This is a genomic window from Cellulomonas sp. ACRRI, assembly GCF_022346185.1.
Taxonomy (GTDB): Bacteria; Actinomycetota; Actinomycetes; order Actinomycetales; family Cellulomonadaceae; genus Cellulomonas.
On the sequence record NZ_JAKRMS010000001.1, the window covers coordinates 116,934 to 130,690 of the forward strand.

At 76.9% G+C, this 13,757-nt stretch carries 19 protein-coding genes; 7 read left to right on the plus strand and 12 right to left on the minus strand.

Annotation, left to right across the window (positions count from 1 at the left end; translation table 11 throughout):
• Nucleotides 1–67: 67 nt before the first annotated feature.
• The gene (locus MHY85_RS00640) at nucleotides 68–1,039 is read right to left on the minus strand and encodes an SDR family NAD(P)-dependent oxidoreductase (RefSeq protein WP_239191851.1); all 972 of its coding nucleotides are present in this window, start codon (nucleotides 1,037–1,039) and stop codon (nucleotides 68–70) included.
• A gap of 84 nt (nucleotides 1,040–1,123) precedes the next feature.
• Between MHY85_RS00640 and MHY85_RS00645 the strand changes: the two genes are divergently transcribed.
• Nucleotides 1,124–1,663, plus strand: a complete 540-nt coding sequence (locus MHY85_RS00645; protein ID WP_239191854.1) for a TetR/AcrR family transcriptional regulator — start codon at nucleotides 1,124–1,126, stop codon at nucleotides 1,661–1,663.
• Nucleotides 1,664–1,729: 66 nt separating this feature from the next.
• Here the strand turns inward: MHY85_RS00645 and MHY85_RS00650 are convergent, their stop codons facing one another.
• The 4 genes from MHY85_RS00650 to MHY85_RS00665 all read right to left on the minus strand — a co-directional run bounded on the left by MHY85_RS00650 (nucleotide 1,730) and on the right by MHY85_RS00665 (nucleotide 4,340).
• The gene (locus MHY85_RS00650; RefSeq protein ID WP_239191865.1) at nucleotides 1,730–2,401 is read right to left on the minus strand and encodes an HAD family hydrolase; all 672 of its coding nucleotides are present in this window, start codon (nucleotides 2,399–2,401) and stop codon (nucleotides 1,730–1,732) included.
• Between the two features lie 35 nt (nucleotides 2,402–2,436).
• On the minus strand, nucleotides 2,437–2,601 hold the full coding sequence (locus tag MHY85_RS00655) for a hypothetical protein (protein ID WP_239191867.1): 165 nt from the start codon (nucleotides 2,599–2,601) through the stop codon (nucleotides 2,437–2,439).
• 130 nt (nucleotides 2,602–2,731) lie between these two features.
• Nucleotides 2,732–3,070, minus strand: a complete 339-nt coding sequence (locus MHY85_RS00660; protein WP_239191870.1) for a metalloregulator ArsR/SmtB family transcription factor — start codon at nucleotides 3,068–3,070, stop codon at nucleotides 2,732–2,734.
• A 4-nt stretch (nucleotides 3,071–3,074) separates the two neighbouring features.
• On the minus strand, nucleotides 3,075–4,340 hold the full coding sequence (locus tag MHY85_RS00665) for an MFS transporter (protein ID WP_239191873.1): 1,266 nt from the start codon (nucleotides 4,338–4,340) through the stop codon (nucleotides 3,075–3,077).
• An 81-nt stretch (nucleotides 4,341–4,421) separates the two neighbouring features.
• Between MHY85_RS00665 and MHY85_RS00670 the strand changes: the two genes are divergently transcribed.
• A complete protein-coding gene (locus MHY85_RS00670; protein WP_239191875.1) occupies nucleotides 4,422–4,847 on the plus strand; it encodes a hypothetical protein in 426 nt (141 codons plus the stop codon).
• A 40-nt stretch (nucleotides 4,848–4,887) separates the two neighbouring features.
• On the opposite strand, the gene MHY85_RS21605 is transcribed toward MHY85_RS00670, so the two are convergent.
• Nucleotides 4,888–5,886, minus strand: coding sequence for a WYL domain-containing protein (locus tag MHY85_RS21605; RefSeq protein ID WP_308191288.1), 999 nt, complete (start codon nucleotides 5,884–5,886; stop codon nucleotides 4,888–4,890).
• A 93-nt stretch (nucleotides 5,887–5,979) separates the two neighbouring features.
• Between MHY85_RS21605 and MHY85_RS00685 the strand changes: the two genes are divergently transcribed.
• Nucleotides 5,980–6,390 carry a VOC family protein gene (locus MHY85_RS00685; protein WP_239191878.1) on the plus strand — a complete coding sequence of 137 codons (411 nt, stop codon included), beginning with the start codon at nucleotides 5,980–5,982 and terminating at the stop codon, nucleotides 6,388–6,390.
• A gap of 45 nt (nucleotides 6,391–6,435) precedes the next feature.
• Here MHY85_RS00685 and MHY85_RS00690 read toward each other — a convergent pair whose 3' ends face one another.
• The gene (locus MHY85_RS00690) at nucleotides 6,436–7,053 is read right to left on the minus strand and encodes a trans-aconitate 2-methyltransferase (protein ID WP_239191881.1); all 618 of its coding nucleotides are present in this window, start codon (nucleotides 7,051–7,053) and stop codon (nucleotides 6,436–6,438) included.
• A gap of 93 nt (nucleotides 7,054–7,146) precedes the next feature.
• Between MHY85_RS00690 and MHY85_RS00695 the strand changes: the two genes are divergently transcribed.
• Both MHY85_RS00695 and MHY85_RS00700 read left to right on the plus strand, forming a co-directional pair.
• Nucleotides 7,147–7,701, plus strand: a complete 555-nt coding sequence (locus MHY85_RS00695; RefSeq protein WP_239191884.1) for a GNAT family N-acetyltransferase — start codon at nucleotides 7,147–7,149, stop codon at nucleotides 7,699–7,701.
• A gap of 10 nt (nucleotides 7,702–7,711) precedes the next feature.
• Entirely contained in the window at nucleotides 7,712–7,948 is a 237-nt protein-coding gene (locus tag MHY85_RS00700; RefSeq protein ID WP_239191889.1) for a hypothetical protein, read from the plus strand.
• Nucleotides 7,949–8,011: 63 nt separating this feature from the next.
• Here MHY85_RS00700 and MHY85_RS00705 read toward each other — a convergent pair whose 3' ends face one another.
• The 4 genes from MHY85_RS00705 to arr all read right to left on the minus strand — a co-directional run bounded on the left by MHY85_RS00705 (nucleotide 8,012) and on the right by arr (nucleotide 10,970).
• Nucleotides 8,012–8,830, minus strand: coding sequence for a phosphotransferase (locus MHY85_RS00705; protein ID WP_239191891.1), 819 nt, complete (start codon nucleotides 8,828–8,830; stop codon nucleotides 8,012–8,014).
• A 67-nt stretch (nucleotides 8,831–8,897) separates the two neighbouring features.
• Nucleotides 8,898–9,869 (minus strand): phosphotransferase, encoded by a 972-nt coding sequence (locus tag MHY85_RS00710; protein WP_239191894.1) that lies wholly within the window; start codon nucleotides 9,867–9,869, stop codon nucleotides 8,898–8,900.
• 59 nt (nucleotides 9,870–9,928) lie between these two features.
• On the minus strand, nucleotides 9,929–10,513 hold the full coding sequence (locus MHY85_RS00715; RefSeq protein WP_239191896.1) for a GNAT family N-acetyltransferase: 585 nt from the start codon (nucleotides 10,511–10,513) through the stop codon (nucleotides 9,929–9,931).
• 46 nt (nucleotides 10,514–10,559) lie between these two features.
• The gene (gene arr / locus MHY85_RS00720) at nucleotides 10,560–10,970 is read right to left on the minus strand and encodes an NAD(+)--rifampin ADP-ribosyltransferase (protein ID WP_239191898.1); all 411 of its coding nucleotides are present in this window, start codon (nucleotides 10,968–10,970) and stop codon (nucleotides 10,560–10,562) included.
• A gap of 78 nt (nucleotides 10,971–11,048) precedes the next feature.
• Between arr and pip the strand changes: the two genes are divergently transcribed.
• Both pip and MHY85_RS00730 read left to right on the plus strand, forming a co-directional pair.
• Nucleotides 11,049–12,002 carry a prolyl aminopeptidase gene (gene pip / locus MHY85_RS00725; protein ID WP_308191289.1) on the plus strand — a complete coding sequence of 318 codons (954 nt, stop codon included), beginning with the start codon at nucleotides 11,049–11,051 and terminating at the stop codon, nucleotides 12,000–12,002.
• 49 nt (nucleotides 12,003–12,051) lie between these two features.
• Nucleotides 12,052–12,633 (plus strand): dihydrofolate reductase family protein, encoded by a 582-nt coding sequence (locus MHY85_RS00730; RefSeq protein WP_239191902.1) that lies wholly within the window; start codon nucleotides 12,052–12,054, stop codon nucleotides 12,631–12,633.
• Here the strand turns inward: MHY85_RS00730 and bsh are convergent.
• Nucleotides 12,630–13,577, minus strand: coding sequence for a choloylglycine hydrolase (gene bsh, locus MHY85_RS00735; RefSeq protein ID WP_239191907.1), 948 nt, complete (start codon nucleotides 13,575–13,577; stop codon nucleotides 12,630–12,632). The two genes, MHY85_RS00730 and bsh, sit on opposite strands and share 4 nt — an antisense overlap.
• Nucleotides 13,578–13,757 lie beyond the last annotated feature (180 nt).

Sequence of the window (13,757 nt, forward strand, 5' to 3'; positions counted from 1 at the left end):
TCGACCCCGACGTGCCCCGGCGCCACCACGGCGCCGGGGCACGCTCGTCGCCCCGGCGGGCGGCCGCTCAGACGCGCAGCTCGACGCCCGCGAGGGCCTCGACCCGCTCCCAGACCCGGCTCACCGCCTCGGCCCCCGGGTCGGCGGTCCGCGCGGGCGTCGGCACCCGCACCGGGAGCCCCCGCATCCCCTCGCGGGGCGCCACGTAGTCCCCGCCGCGGACCCCGGGGTCGGTCAGCGCGCGGACGCCGGGCCAGGCAGCGGCGTCCTTGCCCTGCGCCCACGGGGTGTACGGGTTGCGCCGGTACGGCGTGCTGTCGTCGCGGACGCCCGGGCGGTGCGGCGTGCGCGCGTCGACGCCCACGCCGGGGTGCGTGACCACCGAGGCCACGGGCCGGCCGGCCGCGCGCAGCCGCCGGTCCAGCTCGAACGCGAGCACCTCCGTGACGGCCTTGGCCTTGGCGTACGCGACGACACCGAGCCGCGGGACCCGCGCGGGGTCGTCGACGTCCGGTCGGAACCGCGCGACGAACCCCGTCGAGGCGTGCACCACCCGGCCCTCTCCCCCGTGCTCGGCGGCGGTCGCCGTCAGCGCGGGCAGGATCCCCGCGAGCAGCCGCACGTGCCCGAGGACGTGGGTGCCGAGCAGCAGCGGGTGGCCGTCCGACGTGCGGGCGCGCGTGCTCATGGACATCGCGCCGCCGTTGAGGAACACGCCGTCGAGGCGCGGGAGCGCCGCGAGCTCGGCCGCCGCCTCGTCGACCGCCCCGAAGGAGCCGAGCTCCAGCACGACGGTCCGCACGTGCGCGTCCGGGGTCCGGGCGAGGATCGCCTCCCGGGCCCCCGCCAGCCGGGCGGCGGAGCGCGAGGCGAGCACGACGTCGGCGCCCGCGGCCGCGAGCTGCTCGGCGGCGAAGTACCCGATGCCCGCGGTGGCGCCCGTGACCACGACGGTGCGTCCGTCCTGGCGCGGCGGGCGCGCTGGGTCCCAGGTCGCGTCGCCGGTCCCGGTCCGCCGGGTGGTCGCCTGCTCGGTCATGGTGGCCCCGTCCGTAAGTGGATAGATCATCCGGTCGTGGTCACCGTACCGGATGATCCATCCGGTTCGGGTAGGGTGGTCGACATGACCCCGCTCCGCGCCGACGCCGCCCGCAGCCGCGAACGCATCCTCGAGGCCGCGGCCGGCCAGGACCGCGGGACCCTCCGGCTCAACGACGTAGCGCGCGCCGCCGGGGTGGGCGTCGGCACCGTCTACCGGCACTTCCCCACGGTCGACGCCCTCGTCGAGGAGCTCACCGCGGGCACCGTCCAGCGAGCGCTCGACGCCGCCCGCGCCGCCGTCGCCGACGACGCCGCAGGTCCCGCGTTCCACGGGTTCCTCTCCGCCGTGCTGGACCTGATGCTCGCGGACGACGGGCTGCAGCAGGTGCTCCTGGCGGCCGCCGGCGCCTCCCCCGAGGTCCGCGACGCGAAGGCCGAGCTGACGCGGAGCGCCGCCGTCCTGCTGGAGCGCGCCCAGCGCGCCGGCGACGTCCGGCAGGGGCTCACCCTGGAGCAGCTCATGCACCTGGTCTGCGGGTTCGAGCACGCCGCCCGGCTCGGCCCGCCGGAGGACCGCGGGACGATCGCCGCCGTCCTGCACGCGGGCCTCCGGCCGGACTGAGCCGGGCGGTCGCCGTCGGAGCGCTGCCCGGTCCGCCCGGCGGCCGTCGCGAGCCGACGAACCGGATCAGACCGTCGCGCCGGGCTGCCCGTCCCCGTCCCCGGTCGCGACGGCGCGCAGCGCGTCGGTGAGCGCGGCGAGGTCTGCGAGCTCGAGGTCCGGGCGCTCCTCGTCGGGCCGCAGCTGCTGGAGGCGGCCCCAGGGCCCCCGTCGGAGCCAGGCGGTCCGCAGGCCCGCCGCGCGGGCCGGCCGGACGTCGTTGTCGAGGCGGTCCCCCACGTACAGCACCTGGTCCGGGTGGACGCCCGTCCGGGCGACGACGCGTCGGAAGAACTCGGGCGACGGCTTCGCGACGCCCCACGTCGCGGACGCGGCCACGAAGTCGAGGTCGACCCCGAGGCCCTCGACGGCGGCCTCCGCTCCTGATGGCTGGTTGCCCGCGACGCCGACGACGAACCCCGCCGCGCGCGCCGCGCGGAGGCAGCCGACCGCATCGGGATACAGGTCCGCGCCGTCGATGTCGGGCACCGACCGCGGTGCCGGCACGCCGAGCAGCGCCCACGCGTCGCGGTGGTCGCGTCCCTGGCTGATCGCCGCACCGACGGCCGCCATCAGGCTGAACGCCGTGACGCCCGCTGCTCTGGCCTGCCGGCTCCACGCCCCCGATTCGTCGACGAGGGTCTCGCCCACGTCGAACACGACGGCACGGAGGCCAGCGGGTAGCTGCGTCGTGGTCACGGCACCAGCCTGGCACCGCACGGGGGCCTGCGGCCTCACCCGGCCTCGGGCGCAGCCGCCACGGCGGGGACGAGGTGCGCCCGGCCGGCGGGCCGGCTCCACCTCGGCCAGTGCCCGGTGCGCAGGTCGACGACCTCGACGTGCCGGAGCCGCGCGGCCTCCGGGGACGTCGGGTGCCCCCGGTCCGCCGGCTCCCTCACCTGGGCCCTCCGGCGGGCGGGGTCGGCGAGCTGCACCGGCTGCCGCAGCCCAGCCCGGGCCAGCGGGCCCGCGCTCGACGGCGGCAGCGCGGGGCGCCGAGCAGCCGGGCGTCGCGCGGGCGCGCGCCGGTCAGCGGTGGTGCGGCGGTCGGTCGTACCGCAGGTGCTCGGCCTGGTGCAGGACGTTGAGCACGAGGGCGTCGATGTGCTCGTTCGTCATCCGGTAGTAGACCGTCGCGCCGTCGCGCCGCGTGGTGACCAGGTGGCCCGCGCGCAGCTTGGCGAGATGCTGCGAGACGGCGGGCACCGGGCGGGCGAGGTGCTCGGCGATCGCCCCGACCGACAGCTCCCCGTCGTGCAGCAGGCCGAGGATCGCGAGCCGGGTGCGGTCGGCGAGCAGGCGCAGGACGTCGACGGCGGTGTCGAGGTCGGCGTCCGGGATGGTGGCCCGGGAGGTCTCGGCGGTCACCCGCTCAGCGTGCCACGTGGCTGACCTCCCGGGTGGGCCACAGCGCGGCGGTCGCCGCGAGTGCCGCGGCGCCCAGGCCGGCGAGGGCGAGCGCGGCCGGGCCGAGCCCGAGCACGCCGAGCCACCCCGCCACCGGGTAGGTGACGAGCCAGCACGCGTGCGACAGCGAGAACTGCGCGGCGAACACCGCGGGCTGGTCGCGTTCGGGGGTCGTGCGGGCGATGATCCGGCCGACGGGTGTCTCCGCGGCGGCCCAACCCGCGCCGACGAGGGCGAACAGCGCTCCCACGAGGACGAGGCCACGGGTGCCGGGGACGTGCAGCGCCGCCGCGAGCCCGGCGGTCGCGGCCACGACGACCCCGCCGCCGGCGAGCATGAGCGCGCGCTCCGGCAGCGCGTCGAGCGCCCGGGGAAGCAGCACGGCCACCGTGATCGAGCCCGCGCCGAGCGCGGCCATCAGCAGCGCCGCGACCCCGTCACCCCGGGCGTAGACCTCGCGGGCGATGAGGACGTACTGCACCAGCACGAAAGCACCCCCGGCCGCCACGACCATGTTCAGCGCGAGCACGGCACGCAGCGCGGGGGTGCGGACCATCAGGGCGATCCCCCGGCGCGCCCGCCGCCCGAACGTCGTCGGGGCGTCGACGCGACCGTCGACGTCACCGCTCCCGCCGCCGTCCGCGGCGCCGCCGGCACCGCCGGCACCGCCGAGCTCCAGCCGCGACACGAGCAGCGCGGACGCCGCGAACCCGATCGCGGTGCCCACGAACAGGTCGGAGCCCGGCACCACCAGCAGCAGCGCCGCGGCCAGCAGGGGCGACAGGACCATCTCCAGGTCCTCGCCGAGCCGGGACAGCGACAGCGCCTGCGTGTACCGGCGCTCGTCCCGGAGCACCCGGGGCAGCACCGCCTGGTACGCCGGGCTGTGCGCCGCGGACGCCGCCTGCAGCACCAGGACCAGGACGTACACCTGCCACACGGCGGACACGAGCGGCAGACCGAGCACCACGACGACCCGCACCAGGTCGGCCGTCACGAGCACGGCGCGCGGCGGCGCGGCGTGCACCAGGGCGGCGGCGACCGGGGCGACCGCGACGTAGGCCAGCATCTTGAGGGCGAACACCGTCCCGAGCACCAGACCCCCGCCGGCACCGGCGACGTCGTACGCGAGCAGGCCCAGGGCGACGGTCGCCAGGCCGGTGCCCGCGAGCGAGATGGCCTGGGCGGTGAACAGGCGGCGGTACGTCGGGACGGCGAGAGCGGACAGCACCCCCACATCGTTGCACAGTTGCGCGAGCGCGTAAGTGGTCCGCCGGCCCAGGGGCGACGGCCCGCCGCGTATCGTCGTCCGGTGCCCGAGACCCCCACCGAGCCCGGCAGGGACGCCACGCTCCCCGGCCTGACCGCCTGCTCCCTGTGCGCCGGCGAGACGCTGGGCGGGGACGACCCGCTGCCGGGCGGCCAGCTGGCCCGCCTGCGCGCGGTGGCGGCCCGCGGCGCGGCCCGGCTCACCGAGGTCGAGTGCCTCGACGAGTGCGAGCGCGGCGACGTGGTCGTCGCGCGACCCTCCGGCGCGTGCCGGCGCGCGGGGGCGCGACCCGTCTGGTTCGAGCGCCTCGCGGGCGAGCGGGGCACCGCGGTGCTCGAGGGGTGGCTGCGGGCCGGCGGGCCGGGCGCACGGCCGGTGCCGCCGCAGCTGTCCGGGCACGTGGTCCACCGGACCGCCGACGCGCCCGACGCGCCCGGACCCGAGGACGTGGCGGCACCCGCTCGCTGACCGGCGGTTCACCGGCCGCCCGCCCCGCGACCCGCGGCGGTCAGTGCTGCGCGAACGGTCCCGGCGCCCCGTCGGTCGCCGCGGCCAGCAGCCGGGCCGCGACCGCCCGCACCCGGTCGCGGAGCTCGTCCGGGCCCACGATGCGCACCTCGCACCCCAGCGCGGCGACGACCGCGGGGATCCAGTCCAGGCTCTCGGCGCGGATCTCGGCCCGGTGCCACGGCGGCCCGGCGGTCCCCGTGCCCGCGTCCTGCTGCTCGAGCCGGGCGACGCTCGGCGGGAGGTGCGCCCGGATGTGGTCCTCGGTCGCCCGGACGTGCAGCACGACGGTCCAGGTGTAGTCCGCCGTCGCGAAGTGCTCGGTCAACCAGGACGCCGGGTCGCGCGGCCCGGGCTCCGCGAACGTCTCGGCGAGCGAGCGGGCCGACCGGATCCGGTCGACCCGGAAGGCCCGGTCCTCCCCGGTGCCCGTGTCGGACGCCACGAGGTACCACCGGCGCTCCCGCGCGACGAGGCCGTACGGGTGGACCACCCGCCGGGACGACGGTCGCCCGTCCCGGTGGTGGCGCAGCTCGACCACCCGGGAGGACGCCACGGCGTCGGCGAGCGTGAGCATCACGCCGGGGTCGGGGCGCTCCCCCGAGTCCGGCTCGCCGCGGGCGATCATCCCGAGCGCGGCGTCGCCCCGCGCCGCGTCCTCGCGCCGCATCGCGCGCCGCACCTTCGCCAGCGCGGTCTGCGCCGCGACGTCCTGCCCGGCCGGTGCCGAGCCGCCCCGGGCCAGCCCGAGGACCACCGCCACCGCCTCCTCGCCGGTGAGCGTGACCGGCAGGACGCGCGCGCCCGGCGCCAGCCGGTAGCCGCCGTACCGCCCGCGCACGGACTCGACGTCCACCCCGGCCTCGGCGAGCCGGCGCACGTCCCGGCGGACCGTGCGCTCGTCCACGCCCAGCCGGTCCACCAGCTCGGCGACGGTGCGCTGGTGCGCGGACTGCAGGAGGTCCAGCAGCTGCAGCGTGCGTGCGGTCGGGTCAGCCACGGGAGCCATCATCGCGCCGATACCGGGCGGATCACGCCCGGTATCGCGTCTAGCGTCCTCGACGACCCGTTCGCACCACGAGGAGACAGCACCATGCAGCTCGCAGCCACCCGGATCTTCACCGACGACGTCGACGCGGTGCTGGCCTTCTACGAGCGGGTCACGGGCGTCGCCGCCACGCGGCTCCACCCGCTGTTCGGGGAGATCCGCACTCCGTCGGGCACGCTCGCGGTCGCCAGCACGGCGACGGTGCCCCTCCTCGGGGACGACGCCGCGGAGGCCCGCGCCAACCGCAGCGTCGCGCTCGACTTCCTCGTCGACGACGTCGACGCGGCGTACCAGGACCTGCGGGGCGTGGTGGACACGTTCGTCAACGAGCCGACCGACATGCCCTGGGGCAACCGCTCGCTCCTCCTGCGGGACCCCGACGGCACCCTGGTCAACCTGTTCACCCCGGTCGACGCCGCGGCCCGGCGCCGGGCCGCCGGGCAGCCGCAGCCCTGACGCGCCCGCGCCGGACGCCCTCGCCGGGGTCCGGCCGGAACACGGTCAGGTGGTCGGGGCCACCCCGTCGCCGAGCCGGCACACGACGGCGCCGTGCGGCCGGTACCCCCGTCCCGTCCGACGGTGGGACTCCAGCACCTCGAACCCGTGCCCCTGCAGGGCCGCGTGCAGTCCGCTCGCGGGCCAGCGGTACGCGGGGGCCACCGCGTGGTCGAACTGCTGGACCGTCGTCTCCGCGTCGAAGTACCCCAGGAGGAGCGTCCCCCCGGGCCGGAGCACGCGCGCGAACTCGGCGAGGGGGACGGAGATGCGGTCCGGGGCGTGGTGGATCGTCGAGTACCACGAGAGCACCCCGCCGAGCGCCCCGTCGTCCTCGTCGATCCGGTCGATGCTCGCCACGGCGAACGCCACCCCGGGATAGGTCGCGCGAGCGGACTCGACGAACGCCGGGACGAGGTCGATCCCCCGGGCCGCCCTCCCGCGACGGACGAGGTGGTCCGTCCAGTGGCCCGGCCCGCACCCCGCGTCGAGGACCCGGCCGGACACCCCGTCGGACCACGTCTCGACGAGCTGCCGGTCCGACGGGTGCACCGCCGTCATGGAGCCGAACCGGTCGACGTACTCGCCCGCGCGCCGGGTGTAGGCCTCGTCGACGGTGATCATCCCGCGACGCTAGCGCGGCCGCTGCCGCGGACCGCGCTCGGGCGCGCCATTTCCGCTCGACCCGGTCGCCCCGGCTTCTCTACGGTGACGGCCGTGTCGATCACCTCGTCCCTCGCCGCCCAGCCCGCCCTCCGGACCGACCGGCTCCAGCTGGTCCAGCTCGGCCCCGACCACCTGGACGCCACCCTGGCGTCCCTCGAGGACGCGGACGCGATGCGGCTGACCGGCACCCGGGGCTCGTTCACCCGCGACCAGGTGCGCGAGCACCTGCGACGACTGCCCGGGGCGGACGACCGGGCCGACTTCGCGATCCTCGACGAGGCCGGCGCGTACGTCGGCGAGGTGGTCCTGAACGACCTCGCCGAGGAGGACCGCGCCATGAACTACCGGATCGCCCTGGCGGGTCCGGCGGTGCGGGGCCGCGGCTACGGCACCGAGGCGGGACGCGCGGTCGTCGCCTGGGCGTTCGACGAGGTCGGCCTGCACCGCATCTCGCTGGACGTCTTCTCCTTCAACCCCGGCGCTCAGCGCTCGTACGAGAAGATCGGCTTCCAGGTCGAGGGCCGTGCGCGGCACACCCTGCTGTGGGACGGCACGTGGGTCGACTCGGTCCTGATGGGCATGCTGGCGACCGACCCGCGCCCGTAGTGTGGCGCCCGTGGAGGCGACGACCAAGCCGTGGTGGCAGCTGACCCGGACGCCCGCCTTCGGGTTCGTCCTCGGTGGCCTCTGGCTGCTGCTCGGCGTGCTCCGCTGGGCGTGGCTCGAGCCGGGCGGCGGCTGGATCGCGCCGACGGCCGCCACGGTGTTCACGCTGAGCGGGCTGGCCTACCTCGCGAGCTCGACCGCCGTCGTGCTGCGGCGCCGGACGCCCGCCGCCGAGCCGCACGACTGACCGGCGGCCCGGACCGGACTCACCCGATGCCCGGGCCGGCGCCCGCGAAGGACCTCGGCCGCCTCACGGACGCGCGAGGCGGCAGAGCATCGCGACCACCGGGCCCCAGGGCGCGCGTGCGGACGGCGGCGCGCCGGTCAGGTGGTCGGTGAGCAGCCGGAACAGCGCCGCCCGCAGCAGCAGCTGCGGGAGCTCGCCGCGGACGCGCGGGGCGCGCAGGAGGTCGACCGTCCCGCCCTCGAACGCCAGCGCGTCGACGACCACGACCGCGGACCCGTACCCGACCGGGCGCCAGTACACGGACGGGTCGATGACCGCCGGCGGCGACCCGGCCGCCAGGAGCACGTTCCCGGTCAGGTCACCGTGCACCACCTGAGCGGGCAGGTCGACCGGGCGCAGGGCGGCGCGCAGCGCCCGGATCTCGGGGACGTCGTCGGCCCCGGGCACGTCGCACTCCCCCCAGGCCGCCCGGTCCGCCACCGCCCACGGGTCGGACCGGGCGTCGAGGAACGCCGGCCGCGGCGACCCGGCCAGCGCGGCGGCGAACGCCTCACCCGCGCGGATCGCCTCCGCCCAGCGTCGCGGCTCGTGCCGTCCCTCGACGCGGGTCCACGCGGTCCAGCCGTCGACGGCCAGGTGACCCCCGACGGACCGGACGGGGGCGGTCCACCGGACCTCGTCGGACCGGCGGGCGCCGCCACCGAGCACCCGCTCGGCCCACGCGAGGGCGTCGGGAGGACCGTCGAGCGGCTTGAGCACGAGATCGCCGCAGCGCCACGCCGTCCCGCGGCCCCCGGCGAGGGGTTCCGGCTCGCCGGTGCAGCCGAACGAGGCGAGCACCCGCGCGCGCGGGGCCGCGGCGGCGCGGGCGTCGTCGTCCATGGGCGCAGGCTACGACGCGGGCCGCGGGCGTACGGGGCGGCGGCCGCGCCGGCGCGCCCCGACCCGCTCAGGCGTCGCGCTCCACCGCCGCCGCCCAGCCGGCGGGGTCGGCACCCGCCGGGACCTGGCGCAGCCCCTCCGCCAGCAGGGCGGCCGCCAGCCACCCCTCCTCGAGCGGCGTGAGCGCCGCCTGCTCGCGGTACCCGTCCAGCACGTGCCGGCTCGCGCCCGGCGGCGGCGGGTCCCAGCTGCGGAACTGCGTCGCGATCGTCACCGCGCCGCGGGCCAGGTCGAGCACGCGGTGCCCGAGCCCCATGCTGTCGTGGTCGAGCAGCACGGCTCGGCCGTCGGCGACGAGGACGTTCGCGCCGCGGACGTCGCCGTGCACGAGGGTCGGTACGACGTCGAGGTCCGGCAGCTCCGCCAGCAGGGCGTCGAGCCGGGCGGCGGCCCGGGGTGCGCGGGTCCGTGCGGGCGCGTCGCCCGGCAGCGGCCGGACGGGACGCGGCAGGTCGGCTCCGCGCACGGCGGGCGGCACCGGTCCCGGCAGCGCGAGGTCGGTCCCGGCGAGGGCGGTGTGCATCCGGGCCAGGGCGGCGCCGGTCGCGCGCAGCGCGGGGGCGTCCTCGGCGTCCGGCGCCGCGCCCTCGACCAGCGGCATGACGACGACCGACAGCGGCACGACCCCGTCGGCCACGACCCGGTGCGCCCCGTCCAGCGCGGGCACGGGCGCGGCCACCGGCAGGCCCAGCCCGCCCAGCCGGGCGACGACCTCGGCGACGGCGGCGAGGCGGGGGAACGCCACCTGCGTGGCGCAGGCCTTGACGACGGACGAGCCGCCGTCGCCGTGCACCCAGGCCAGCAGGTTCTGGTCGCTCAGGACCAGCCGCGAGCACGTCGTGCGCCGACCCCAGTGCTCCGCGAGCACGGCCGCGAGGTGGGCCGCGGCCGCGGCGCCGTCGGCCAGCCCGAACCGCTGCGCCAGCGCCTGCCGGGCGTCGACGGGCTCCCAGAGCATGGTCACCGGCGGCTCCCTCACGGCGCCGACCCTAGCCGGGCGGGGGTCGGCGACGGGGCCGGTCCGCGGTCGGGTCGGCGTCAGCCCGGCCCGGCGGGCGCCACCGTCGCCCGCATCACGGTCTTGCTCGTCCCGATGCGCCGCTCGAAGACGAACCCGGCCTCCTCGAACATGCCGCGCGTCACGTTGTGCAGGAAAGACGACGACGTACGCCGCCCCGGCGGGACCTCGTTCGGGAACGACACCACCTCGCCCCCGCCGGCCTGGGCGATCAGGTCCAGGGCCCCGCGCAGCGCCTCCAGCGCCACGCCCTGGCGGCGGTGGTCCCGGTCGACGAAGAAGCAGGTGATCCGCCACGGCGCCGGGCGCGGCTCGCCCGCGTCGTACTGCTTGCGGTGGTAGATACGCGGCAGCTCCTCGGGGCTGCCGTACTGGCACCACGCGATCGCCTGCTCGCCGTCGAGGACGAGCGCGGCATGGGCGACGCCCTCCTCGACCAGCCGCCGCTTGAACGTCGGCCCGTCGTGCTCGGCCTTGGACGTGGTCGGGGTGTCGCCGTGGAAGTAGCTGCAGTAGCACCCGCCCCACACCCCGTTGTGCTTCTCCGCCAGCGCGAGCCAGGCGGGGAACGTCTCCGGGGTGAGCGGCCTGACGACGTGGGCCATGACGCCATTGTGGTCCCGGGCCGCGCCCGTGCGCGAGGTGCTCGCGTCAGTTGATGATCTCGCCCCGGGCGTCGGACGCCAGGGCCGCGAGCCGCGCCCGCCACGCCGCCAGCGCCTCCGGACCGAGCCGCGGCCAGTCGGCGACCTCGCGGACCACCCGGAGCGGCTCGGCGCTGCGGAAGGACCGCGTGGGGTTGCCGGGGAACTTCTTGTCGGTGACGTTCGGGTCGTCCTCGTACGGCCCGGTGGGCTCGACCTCGTAGACGCGGGGCGGCGCGTCCCCCGCGGCCAGCTCGGCGGCGAGGCCCGCGCCGTCGACACGCGCCGTGAAGTAGACGTGGTTCATGACGATCTCGGGGCGGTAGTTCGACCGGAAACCGGCGGTCAGCAGGTCGCCCGCCCGGAGGTCGGCCCGGGTGCCGTGGAAGAACGGTCCGTCGTCCAGCGCGTCGCTCACGCGCTCAGGCTAGGCCCGTCGACGGCGGTGGCGCCGTGCGCCTCCCGCCCGGCGGCGCGCGCTCGTACGGTGGACCGCGTGCACCCGCCCACGAACCCGTTCGAGCACGGCCTGCTCGACCGCCCCGACGGCGCCCGGCTGTACTGGGAGACGTCCGGCGACCCCGCCGGCCGCCCCGCGCTGTACCTGCACGGCGGCCCCGGCAGCGGGCTCGGCCCCGGCGGGTACCGCCGCCGGTTCGACGCGGGGCGCTACCTCGTCGTCGGGCTGGACCAGCGGGGCTGCGGGCGCAGCACCCCGTGGGCGGTCGACGACCTCACGCACCTCGACGACCTCACGACGGCCGTGCTGGTCGCGGACCTCGAGGCGCTGCGGGAGCACCTCGGGGTGGCGTCGTGGCTGGTGCACGGCGTCTCCTGGGGGTCCACGCTCGCCCTGGCCTACGCGCTCGCGCACCCGGACCGGGTCGACGCGCTGGTGCTCACGGCGGTCACGACCGGGGGCCGCGACGAGATCGACTGGATCACGGAAGGCGTGGGGCGGGTCTTCCCGGAGGCGTGGGCCCGGTTCGCGGCCGACGTGCCCGACGACGTCCGCGTGGTCGAGCACTACGCGCGCAGGCTGCGCGACCCGGACCCGGACGTCCGGGCGGCGGCCGCCGACGGGTGGGACGCGTGGGAGTCGACCCACGTGTCGCTCGACCCGGCCTGGACCCCGGGCCCGCTGCACGCCGACCCCCGGGACCGGGCGAACTTCGCCACCCTCGTCACGCACTTCTGGGCGCACGACTGCTTCCTGCCCGGCGACCAGGCCGTGCTGGGCCGCGCGCACGAGCTCGCCGGCATCCCGGGGGTGCTGGTCCACGGCCGCCGGGACATCAGCGGCCCGGTCGTCACGCCGTGGCGGCTGCACGCGGCGTGGCCGGGCAGCGAGCTGCACGTCGTGGAGTCCGAGGGGCACGGCGGGGAGCAGGAGATGGAGCTCACCCGCCGGGCGATCGACCGGCTGGCGGACCACCTCGGCCCGGTCTGACCGCGCCGGGCGCGCGACCTCCTCGCCGGGTCGGTCGTAGGCTCGCGCCGTGCTGATCTGCTCGATGAGCGTGTCCGTCGACGGCTTCGTCGCGGACCGGGACGGGGGCTTCGCCTGGAGCGCGCCGAGCGAGGACCAGTTCCGGTTCAGCCTCGCGCAGATCGGCGAGCTCGGCGCGTACCTGTGCGGCCGGCGGCTGTACGAGACGATGCTCCCCTGGGAGACGGACCCCCTGATGCGCAGCACGCCGCTCGGGGACGCGTTCGCCGACGTGTGGGCGGCGCTGCCGAAGGTCGTGTTCAGCCGCACGCTCGACCACGTCGAGGGCAACGCCCGGCTGGCCACGGCCCCGGTCGCCGAGGAGGTCGCCCGCGCGCTGGGCGCGACGGACCGCGACGTGTCGATCGGCGGGCCCGACCTCGTGGCGCAGGCGATCGCGCTCGGCCTGCTGGACGAGGTCCGCGTCTTCCGGAACCCGGTCGTCCTCGGCGGCGGGACGCCGCTCCTGCCACCGGTCGCCGAGGCGCTGGTGCTCGAGCTCGTCGACACCCGGACGTTCGGCGGGCGCGTGGTCTACGAGCGGTACCGCCGGGCGCACGCGGCGCCCGGCGGTACCGCCGCGGGTGGCTAGACGACCACGAGCTCCGACCCGTCGGGGGCGTGGTCGGCCAGGGCGACGCTCCGGATCGCCGGGTCGTCGTAGGTGTTCCAGTAGTACGTCGACGTCCGGGACGAGAACAGCCCGGTGTAGATCGTCTTCTCGAACTCCCCCGACCCCATCGCCGCGCTGCCGTCCACCATCGCGACCTGCTGCAGCGTGTGGAACGCGCGGCTGACGTTGCCCTGCTCGGCGTCCTGCGGCGGGTAGTGGGCGTGGACGTACGCGGCGCGCACGAAGCGGGACGGCGAGTAGTAGTCGCCCGGGATGCCGCGCATGTGCGACCCCGACCCGAACGGCGTCAGCCGCGCCCGGCCCAGGTCGACCTCCTCCGGGAACTCCGGCGACAGGTTGAGGTAGTTGCGCAGGTTCTCGTGGTGCCAGGAGAACCCGGGCTGGTTCGCCAGGACGTCGACGTCGTCGTGGAAGACGTGCATCCCGCTGCTCGTGTGCTCGACCACGATCGCGCGCGTCGCGTCCCCGATGATCCAGTGCAGCATCGAGCTCGGGTAGGTGTCGTTGATCGGCCGGTCCACCACGACGACGTCCGACAGGGCCGCCTCGACCTCGTCGACCGTGGCGAACTGGGACGCCACCCAGAGCGGGAACTCGAAGGCGGCGACGTTGGTGGAGCCCGCCACGGGTCCGGGGGCGTACTCCGCGTACCCCGGGAAGTTCAGCCCGGCCACGGCCAGGCCGGCGTCGTTGCCGCAGTCGAAGTACAGCGGTGTCTCCTCGGCGACGATGCCCATGCCGATGACGGCGTGCCGGATGCCCTCGACCGCGCCGAACGGCGACCTCGGGGCGAAGCCGGTCGGCGTGACGACCACCCGTTCGCCGTAGCCGCTGGTCCAGTCGAGGTTGCGGGCGAGATAGAGGTGGTCGTCCCCGTCCGAGAACCTGATCCCTGTGCACATGTGATTGCCCCCTGCCGTGGGCGGGGCCACGACGGGGCTGCTCGCCGGGCGTCGTCGGCCTCGCGCGTCGGTGCGGCCCGGGCTCCCCTGCGTTCCCGGGTCCGCGCGACCAGCGTGGCCCCCGGTCCCGGGGTCGGGCAACAGGGGCGATGGTCGTCGCCTGAGCACCCCGCACCCGCT

Excerpts from the sequence above, each read along its gene's own strand:
- MHY85_RS00640 (WP_239191851.1), bottom strand. The coding sequence starts at position 1,039 with ATGACCGAGCAGGCGACCACCCGGCGGACCGGGACCGGCGACGCGACC.
- MHY85_RS00645 (WP_239191854.1), top strand. The coding sequence starts at position 1,124 with ATGACCCCGCTCCGCGCCGACGCCGCCCGCAGCCGCGAACGCATCCTC.
- MHY85_RS00685 (WP_239191878.1), top strand. The coding sequence starts at position 5,980 with ATGCAGCTCGCAGCCACCCGGATCTTCACCGACGACGTCGACGCGGTG.
- MHY85_RS00690 (WP_239191881.1), bottom strand. The coding sequence starts at position 7,053 with ATGATCACCGTCGACGAGGCCTACACCCGGCGCGCGGGCGAGTACGTC.
- MHY85_RS00705 (WP_239191891.1), bottom strand. The coding sequence starts at position 8,830 with ATGGACGACGACGCCCGCGCCGCCGCGGCCCCGCGCGCGCGGGTGCTC.
- MHY85_RS00715 (WP_239191896.1), bottom strand. The coding sequence starts at position 10,513 with ATGGCCCACGTCGTCAGGCCGCTCACCCCGGAGACGTTCCCCGCCTGG.
- bsh (WP_239191907.1), bottom strand. The coding sequence starts at position 13,577 with ATGTGCACAGGGATCAGGTTCTCGGACGGGGACGACCACCTCTATCTC.